Here is an 8,063-nt window from a genome sequence, read left to right as displayed (position 1 = left end):
GCTGCTGCTCTTTTCCGCCTGCCAGTGGCGCCAGAAGCTGTAGCCGCCGTCCCGGCGACGACCAGCACCGCCGCGGCGATCATGGCGCCGCCATATTTCTTGAACAGATGCTCCGCGCGGTCCCGGCGCAGATCCTCATCGACTTCGCGGAAAATATCGCTCATGGCGCTGCGGTTGCGTCCCTGCGGTGGCGGCTTCGCGCACGGCCCGGATGGCGGCGCGGGTCAGGCGGACTCCCTCCGGCCGGCGAGCCGGACGGATGATTCCACAAGATCAAGAGGGGCGGATAGCATCGGGCAACCCGCCCGGTCAAGAGGCTGGCTGCCCCGGACGGGGAATGGCACCTTGACGCACATGCGGAACGGGCCGCGGAGGCGTTCCTCCGCGGCCCGGTTCCGATACGCTTCAAATCCTCACGCCGACATGGCCTTCCGGCTTACGCCGACATGGCGGCGGCGGCGATGACCGCCTGGGTGCGGTTCTTGACGCCCAGCGACTTGAAGATGGCGGTGACGTGGATCTTCACCGTGCCTTCCGACAGGCCCAGCTCATAGGCGATCTGCTTGTTCGACTTGCCGAGGCGCAGGCATTCCAGAACCTCGCGCTGGCGCTGGGTCAGACCATAGCTGGCGTTGCGGTCGGACAGGTCGACGGCGCGGCGGCGCGGGGCGGCGTCCATGCTGGCGGTCAGGGCGCCCGGCGGCAGGTAGATGCCGCCCGAGAACACCAGGTTCAGGGCGCCCATCATCACCTTCACGCTGCTCGACTTCGGGATGTAGCCGGTGGCGCCATGGTCCAGCGCGCCGCGGATGTCGCCCAGCGCTTCCGACGCGGAGATCACCACCACCGGCACGCCCGGCTGCAGCGCCTGAATCTCGCGCAGCCCGTCGAAGCCCGGCCAGTTCGGCATATGCAGATCCATCAGGATGATGTCGAAGGTGCTGCCGGCGCGGCACTGGGCCAGAACCTCGTCGAAGGTCCCGGCCTCGACGAAACTGGCGTCGCCCTGCAATTGCTCCAGCAAACGCCGCAGGCCTTCGCGAAACAGCAGATGGTCGTCCCCGATCAGAATCTTCATGGTCCCCGTCATCCTCGCTCGCCGGCCCTCGCCGGTGCCGTCCGTTCTGCGGACGACCGCCCGTCGGGGCTGTTGTGAGTCTTGCCCGGTGCGCCCCCGCGGCACCCGGGTCACCCTGTGATACCGGCCGTTCACGACCGGCCGATCGCGTCGATCCGCTGGCTGCCGGCCGGTTGCTGTCCGATTGGTCTGGAGGCCCGCCACAGGCATCGGCCGGAAGGCTGTCTGCCGTTGTGGGCTTGTTCTTCTCTCTGTTGAGTATCTGATACCACGATCGGAAGGGGCTCTGTATCCCGACAAGGGCCATAGATCATTAGAGGCCATTACTCCCCGTCGAGGCACCGTTCGTCATGGGACAATCAAGAAATGTCCTCGGACAAAAGTCATAGATTCCTCTGCATTCGCAAATCATGCCATCGCGCACGCCAATTGGAGTCCTGAATTCCAAACGGGTTCATTCAAAAAGAGACCCTACGTCCCCATTAGCGACGGGAATTTTTTGGGAACCTTGCCATCTTTGCGGCGTTCGTGTGCCAGGAACATGGTTAATCCCGATTCGAATGCGCAAGAGAGGAGGAAAAAGCCATGACCGAGCCGAAAGGATAGTCCTGAAGGATGCCTGTACCAACGCGCATTCCCCTGTGACCCGGCCAGCACACATCATTCCATAGGTGTTACCGTTTCGAAACCTGAGGCGACCAACAAGGAGACGGGAAGCGATCTTGGCTGATAATCCATCGCCTGATTTACGTCGTGCACCGTTCATTTCTAAATCACGCGGTGCGAGCAGGACTTCCCGGCCCCCCACGGGGGGGAGTCTGCGGACCGCAACGGAATACTTCGAGCTTCCCGATATCTTCCCGACGACGTGACCCGATCCATGACGTGCCTGGGCCAACCGGCCGGCTTTTCTTCAACCCTCAGACGCAGGCGGCAATGCCCCAGCCGGGCCGGCCGTGGATGCCTCCTCCAGACAGAGCTGACCCATGCACACACACCATGAGTACGCCCATGAGAAAGCATCTCACCAGACCCGCAACGCGGTGACTCCCATGCATGTCTGCCTGATCCTCGACAACAATGCGCTGACCGAGACGGTGGTGCAGCAGCTGGACCGCGGCGGCCGCCACCGGGTCACGGTCCTGCACGACATCGGGGAACTGACGCAGAGCGCACTGACACCGGATGCGATCCTGATCGGGCTGCAGCAGTTCACCGCACTGCGCGAGAACGAACCGATGGTCTATCTGCGGCTGTCCCGCCGCTCGCGGATCGTCGTCGTGCTGTCCTCGCGCGAGCTGCTGGACGCCGCCCATATCCTGGCCTTCGCCGACGCCTGGGTCTTCGAGGATCTGAACGTCGACCGCATCAACGAGCTGCTGGATCTGGGGCTGGAAGGCCACTGCCTGATGCCCAAGCAGTTCCTGTCGCGGCTGGGCGTCGACGAGATCCGGCTGACGCTGCTGCCCCGCCTGTCGGACCCGGAGTTCGAGACGTTGCGCCTGCTGGGCGAAGGCATGAACAACCGGACCATCGCCAACGCGCTGGACCTGTCGGAAGCGGTCATCAAGTCGATGGTGCGCAGCGTGCTGTCCAAGCTGCATTTCCGCAACCGGACGGAAGCCGGCGTCTTCGCCGCCCGGCAACAGGGTGCGCTGGAACAAGCACGGACCGGTATGACCGCGCCGCATGTCCAGGCCGCCGCCCGCCGGGCCGGGGCCTGACCGGCGGCCGCGCCTCGACAGCGTTTCCTGGGTTGATCGGCTTCCAGGGGTGATCGGCCTCAGCCGGCCAGGCGGCGCCCGGCCATCGTCTCCTCGAAGCGGGTGAAGCGGGCGTCGAACGCCTGCCGGTCGATTTCGGTCAACCGGAAGCGGATGCGCACCACCCCGTCCTCGCGGCCGAAGGCCTCGAAGGGCAAGGCCACGCCCAGACCATCGAACAGCAGGGTGCCACGGGAGCCGACGGCATCGGCCTCGCCCAGCGCCGCCCCCTGGCGCGAGATGTCCAGCAGCCGAACCATGACGCGCCCCTGCGGCCCCTCCACGGCGCAGGGCGCCTCCACCCGATAGCGCGGCACGCTGCGGCGGTCCACATCGTCGGTCGCCGTCCGCACGGCGCGGACCAGCACATGCATCAGCTCGTCGATGCTGTGGGTCACTTCCGAGGCTCCGGCCCGCAGCTGGTCCGCCCGCTCCTCCGTCACCTTGGCTTCCTGCGACACTTCGTCGATGCGGACCGAGACGTCGGTGGCGGCACCGGCGGTCTGACCGACATTGCGCGAGATCTCCTGCGTCGCCGAAGCCTGCTGCTCCACCGCGGCGGCCACCGTGCCGGAAATGGCGTCGATCTCGCCGATGGTGCGGCTGATGTCGCGCACCTCCGCGACACTGCGGGCGGTGACCGTCTGGATTTCGACGATCAGGCGCGAGATCTCCTCGGTCGAGCGCGAGGTCTGGTTGGCGAGGTTCTTCACTTCTCGGCCACGACGGCGAAACCCTTGCCGGGCTCCCCTGCCCGCGCCGCCTCGATGGTGGCGTTCAGCGCCAGCAGATTGGTCTGGGCGGCGATGCCCTGGATCAGCCCCGCCACGTCGCCGATGCGGCCGACCGCCGAGGACAGCGATTCGATGGTGCTCTCGGTGCGGTTGCTGGCATCGACGGCGGCACGGGTGACCCCGGCGGCATGGCCGACCTGATTGCCGATCTCGGTGATGGAGGCGGAGAGCTGCTCGGCGGCGGACGCCACCGCCTGGGCGTTGCTGAGCGCCTGGGCGGCGGCGGCGGCGACGTTCTGGGCATTGGCGCCGACCAGACCAGCCGAGGTCGCCATGGCTCCGGCGTTGCGGTCCATCTCCTGCGTGCGGGCGGCGACCAGTTCCACCGCATGGCGGCTTTCCTGCTCCACCGTATCGGCCATCCTCTGCAAGGCCCGGCGCTTCTGCGCCTCGGCCTCGACACGCTGGCGTTCCTGCTCGATGCGCAGACGCTCGGCTTCGGCCATGCCGTCGCGGAAGACCAGGACGGAGCGCGACATCGCACCGATCTCGTCCAGCCGGTCGGCACCGGCCACGGAGGCGGCCAGGTCGCCGGAGGACAAGGCGCTCATCACCCGGCTGAGCTGGCCCAGCGGACGCAGCAGCCGGCGCGACGCCAGGTAGCCCGGCACCGCCAGCAGCACGGCGCAGAGCACCACCAGCATGGTGGCGAAGCGCATGCTGTCGTCGAAGGTCTTGAACACCTCCGCCTTCTTGATGCCGACATAGAGGATGCCGACCGGCTTGCCGGCCGCGTCCTTGATCGGGTCGTAGGCGGCGTAATAGGGTTCGCCCAGGATATCGACCATGCCGCGGTAAGGCGTGCCCTGACGCAGCACCGACTCGTAGGCCGGCCCCTGGGCCAGCCTCGAACCGACGGCACGGCTGCCATCGGCGTTCATCACGTTGGTGGCGATGCGGCGGTCACCCAGGAACAGGGTGGCGGTGCCCCCGGTGATGCGCTTGATCTTGTCGACCACAAGGTTGTCGTCGTTCATCACCACGCCGTCCAGCAACAGCTTGCCGTCGGCGACGGTGAAGCGGCCGCCGCGCTCCTGCAGCGACGACCAGGCGATGTCCATGCTGAGACGCTGCATGTCGATGGCCTGCCGCTCCAGGTCACGGACGATCACCTGGCCGATCGCGAACAGGATCGCCGTGCTGAGAATCAGCATGCCGATGAGATTCAACGCAGTGACCTTCGTTGAAATCGAAAGCCCACCGACAAGTCTGCGCAAGACGTTCATCAATGCCATCCAACGGTAAAGCGCGCCGCGCGTGCTGGTTCGCAGTCATGCGCGCTTTATCAGTCGGATCGACGCGGAAGCCCTATGATTTACATCAAGTGCTCGCGGAGATTCGCCACAAATCCGTCATAGGACTGGAAAGTGTGTTGGGAAGTTGCTGTGAAACGGATCGAATGCAACAAGCGGAACGATGCCGGTCAGAACAGCCGGGCGCCGTCCGGCACGGCCTGATCGGGGCCGACCAGCACCACCGCCCCCTCGACGTCGGGCAGGCCGAGACACAGCACTTCGCTGGTGAAGGGGCCGATGCGCTTGGGTGGAAAATTCACCACCGCCAGCACCTGACGGCCGACCAGGGCATCGGCAGTGTAATGGCTGGTGATCTGGGCCGAGCTGCGCTTGATACCGATCTCGCCGCCGAAATCGACGGTCAGCTTGTAGGCCGGCTTGCGCGCCTCCGGGAACGCCTCGACGGCGCGGATGGTGCCGACGCGGATGTCGACCTTGGCGAAATCGTCGTAGGAGAGTGTCATGACGGGTCCGGTCCGGTTTTGCGATGGGCGCCAGGGTAACGCGGCCGGACGGGGACCGGAACGGAGAAGCGCAGGCGGCCAAACCCGAACAGCCGCCCGAAACGCAAAAAGGGGCCGCCCTGCGGCGACCCCTCGTCACGATCTTCCGGCGAAGCGGAAAGGATCAGGCCTTCGCCTTGGCGATGGCGGCCTTGACCTCGTCCAGACCTTCGGAAACACGCTTGGTCAGGATCTCGGCGGCTTCGGTGTTCGACTTGGCAACCATCTCGCTCAGCTCGCGGATGTTGGCCAGCGAACGCTCGAAGGCGGCCTTGACCAGATCGGCCTGCTTGGCGGCCTTCTCTTCCGGGGTACCGGCGGCCGACAGCTCACCGACGGCGCGGTTCACATCCTCGGCAACGGTGCGCAGCACCTCGGTCTGACGGCGCACGATGGCCTGGAAGCCCTCGAAGGCAAGCTGGTTGGCTGCGGTCACCGCCTCGATGTTGCGGCGCTGGCTGGCGATGATGGACTCGACGTCCACACCCGGCACCTTCAGGTCGCCCATCAGCTTGGACGGATCGAATTCAAGGAAGGGGTTACCGCTGATCTTGGCCATGTTTCTCATCCCAGCATCGGTGTTTGCTGCCCGCATCGGCATACGGACATGTTGCGTCGCAACATTACAAGTGCCGACTATGCAGAGTGCCGAAAAGTTAGTCAATCCGGTTTTTGCGTCGCAGCATAACCTTGACGGGTAAAACCGGCCGTCGAGGATCTCCTCAATGTTGCTAAATGCCTGATGACATGGACTCTGTTGCCGACGGCTTGCCGGTCGGACCGCGCCGGCCGGTCCAGCGGCAGAAGGTCGCGCCCCAGCGCTCCGCCCCGCGCAGCGCGGTATCGAGCGCCGCCATGGTGCGCGACAGGTCGGCGCTGTCATCGCTCAGGAACACCCGCATCACCCGTGCATGGACGGCGCCGAGACCGGCGACCAGCGCCCCGCCGCCGCGCCGGTCCGGGTCGATCCCGGCGGCGCGCAGCATCCAGGCCATCGAGCGGCCGAAGGCGCAGGAAAAGGAAAGCGCCGTCGCCGGATCGGCCGGCAGATCGCGCAGGACCGCCCGCAGCCCGTCACGGAAAGGGCGCAACGCATCGAAGCGCCGCATCATCACGTCGAACAGCCGGTCGCGCGCCGACTCGGTCGGATCGGGGGCGGCGTCGCCGGCCAGGACGGTGGCATCGACGACCCGCGACACCGCGGCCAGCAGGTCGGCCCGCCCGCGATAGCGGTGGTGAAAGCGGGACAACGGAACGCCGGCCGCGTGCGCGACCTCCAGCAGGCCGACATGGCGCCAGCCCTTCTCGGCCGCCAGCCTCATCGCCGCCGCCGCGACCGAGCGGTCGAGCGACTCCGGGTCCGCCGGATCGGCTGCCGGGTCGGAGCGGAAGCTGTTGTCTTCAGGCTTGTCGGACGGCATGTCGGACATGGCACCACCTCCAGGCGACAGGGATCGCTTCATAAGGTGGTGTGTGGACGGGCGAACGTCACCCGTCCTTCGGTGCGGTTATGCCTTGCGCACGGTCTCGACCCGGCCGCCGGTCATGCCGACCAGATCGGCGGGGGTCAGGCGGAAGACGGCGTTGGGCGTGCCGGCGGCGGCCCAGATGGTCTCCAGCCGCAGCAGGTCGTCGTCGATCAGCACCAGCGGCGGGACGGCATGGCCGATGGGCGGAACGCCACCGATGGCAAAGCCGGTCGACTCGCGGACGAATTCCGGATCGGCCCGCTCGATCTTCTCGCCGATGAGGCGGCCGACCGCCTTCTCGTCGACGCGGTTGGCGCCGCTGGCGACGACCAGCACCGGACGGCCGGTGTCCCTGGTGCGGAAGATCAGCGACTTGGCGATCTGCGCCACGTCGCAGCCAACGGCCGTGGCGGCGTCCTCCGAGGTGCGGGTGCTGCCTTCATGCTCGACCACATGGTGTCCGAGGCCGATGCCGTCGAGCAGGGCCTGGACGCGCGCGGCGGAGGGGCTGAGGACAGTCATGGCCGAACCTCTCACCCCGCCAATTCGCGCGACCGCCGGGAAGCGGCGGCAACGGCGGCGGTCATCACCGGCTGCAAGCCCTCCGGCGCCATCAACACTTCGAGCGCGGCCTGGGTGGTGCCATTCGGGCTGGTCACCGCCTTGCGCAGGTCGGCGGCCTCCTGCTGCGCCGAGGCGTCGAGCAGGGCGCCGGCACCCGACACGGTGGCGCGGGCCAGCCGCATCGCCAGATCGGCGGGCAGGCCGGCGGCCTCGCCGGCCTTGGCCATCGCCTCGACCAGGAAGAAGACATAGGCCGGACCGCTGCCCGACAGCGCGGTGACCGGATCGAGCAGCCCCTCGTCCTCCACCCAGGCGACGTCGCCGACGGCGCGCAGCAGGCGGTCCGACAGGGCGCGCTGGGCGGCGCTGACATGGGAATTCGGCACGGCGACGGTCATGCCGCGGCCGATGGCGGCGGGGGTGTTGGGCATGGAGCGGACAACCACCGCCCCCTCCCCCAGCTGCCGTTCGAAATAGGCAATGGTCTTGCCGGCGGCGATCGACAGGAAGACCGTGTCGGGACGGACCAGGGCGCGGTAGGACGGCAAACCCTCCTCCATCACCTGCGGCTTCACCGCCAGGACGATCACGTCGGGA

General features: G+C 67.0%; 9 protein-coding genes. 1 reads left to right on the top strand and 8 read right to left on the bottom strand.

Annotation, left to right across the window (positions count from 1 at the left end):
• Positions 1–436: 436 nt before the first annotated feature.
• A complete protein-coding gene (locus I71_RS12785) occupies positions 437–1,078 on the bottom strand; it encodes a response regulator transcription factor (protein WP_042695239.1) in 642 nt (213 codons plus the stop codon).
• Positions 1,079–2,064: 986 nt separating this feature from the next.
• Here I71_RS12785 and I71_RS12780 point away from each other — a divergent pair.
• Complete coding sequence (locus I71_RS12780) at positions 2,065–2,802, top strand: LuxR C-terminal-related transcriptional regulator (RefSeq protein ID WP_244433798.1); 738 nt, start codon at positions 2,065–2,067, stop codon at positions 2,800–2,802.
• 59 nt (positions 2,803–2,861) lie between these two features.
• Here the strand turns inward: I71_RS12780 and I71_RS39695 are convergent, their stop codons facing one another.
• The 7 genes from I71_RS39695 to proC all read right to left on the bottom strand — a co-directional run.
• A complete protein-coding gene (locus tag I71_RS39695; RefSeq protein WP_244433797.1) occupies positions 2,862–3,554 on the bottom strand; it encodes a PilZ domain-containing protein in 693 nt (230 codons plus the stop codon).
• Complete coding sequence (locus tag I71_RS39690; RefSeq protein ID WP_244433796.1) at positions 3,551–4,804, bottom strand: methyl-accepting chemotaxis protein; 1,254 nt, start codon at positions 4,802–4,804, stop codon at positions 3,551–3,553. The genes I71_RS39695 and I71_RS39690 overlap by 4 nt, the downstream gene beginning before the upstream one ends.
• A 254-nt stretch (positions 4,805–5,058) precedes the next feature.
• Positions 5,059–5,394, bottom strand: coding sequence for a tRNA-binding protein (locus I71_RS12770; RefSeq protein ID WP_042695237.1), 336 nt, complete (start codon positions 5,392–5,394; stop codon positions 5,059–5,061).
• Positions 5,395–5,557: 163 nt separating this feature from the next.
• Positions 5,558–5,992 carry a phasin family protein gene (locus tag I71_RS12765; RefSeq protein WP_042695236.1) on the bottom strand — a complete coding sequence of 145 codons (435 nt, stop codon included), beginning with the start codon at positions 5,990–5,992 and terminating at the stop codon, positions 5,558–5,560.
• Between the two features lie 172 nt (positions 5,993–6,164).
• Positions 6,165–6,863 carry a TetR family transcriptional regulator gene (locus I71_RS12760; protein WP_049976081.1) on the bottom strand — a complete coding sequence of 233 codons (699 nt, stop codon included), beginning with the start codon at positions 6,861–6,863 and terminating at the stop codon, positions 6,165–6,167.
• Between the two features lie 78 nt (positions 6,864–6,941).
• Positions 6,942–7,424 (bottom strand): YbaK/EbsC family protein, encoded by a 483-nt coding sequence (locus I71_RS12755; protein WP_042695235.1) that lies wholly within the window; start codon positions 7,422–7,424, stop codon positions 6,942–6,944.
• Between the two features lie 11 nt (positions 7,425–7,435).
• The coding region (gene proC / locus I71_RS12750) for a pyrroline-5-carboxylate reductase (RefSeq protein WP_042695234.1) at positions 7,436–8,063 on the bottom strand (628 nt) is incomplete at its 5' end.

This window comes from Azospirillum sp. B506, assembly GCF_000333595.1.
Lineage (GTDB): Bacteria > Pseudomonadota > Alphaproteobacteria > Azospirillales > Azospirillaceae > Azospirillum.
This window is presented reverse-complemented; position numbering and strand designations above follow the sequence as displayed.

Excerpts from the sequence above, each read along its gene's own strand:
- I71_RS12785 (WP_042695239.1), bottom strand. The coding sequence starts at position 1,078 with ATGAAGATTCTGATCGGGGACGACCATCTGCTGTTTCGCGAAGGCCTG.
- I71_RS12780 (WP_244433798.1), top strand. The coding sequence starts at position 2,065 with ATGCACACACACCATGAGTACGCCCATGAGAAAGCATCTCACCAGACC.
- I71_RS12770 (WP_042695237.1), bottom strand. The coding sequence starts at position 5,394 with ATGACACTCTCCTACGACGATTTCGCCAAGGTCGACATCCGCGTCGGC.
- I71_RS12765 (WP_042695236.1), bottom strand. The coding sequence starts at position 5,992 with ATGGCCAAGATCAGCGGTAACCCCTTCCTTGAATTCGATCCGTCCAAG.
- I71_RS12760 (WP_049976081.1), bottom strand. The coding sequence starts at position 6,863 with ATGTCCGACATGCCGTCCGACAAGCCTGAAGACAACAGCTTCCGCTCC.
- I71_RS12755 (WP_042695235.1), bottom strand. The coding sequence starts at position 7,424 with ATGACTGTCCTCAGCCCCTCCGCCGCGCGCGTCCAGGCCCTGCTCGAC.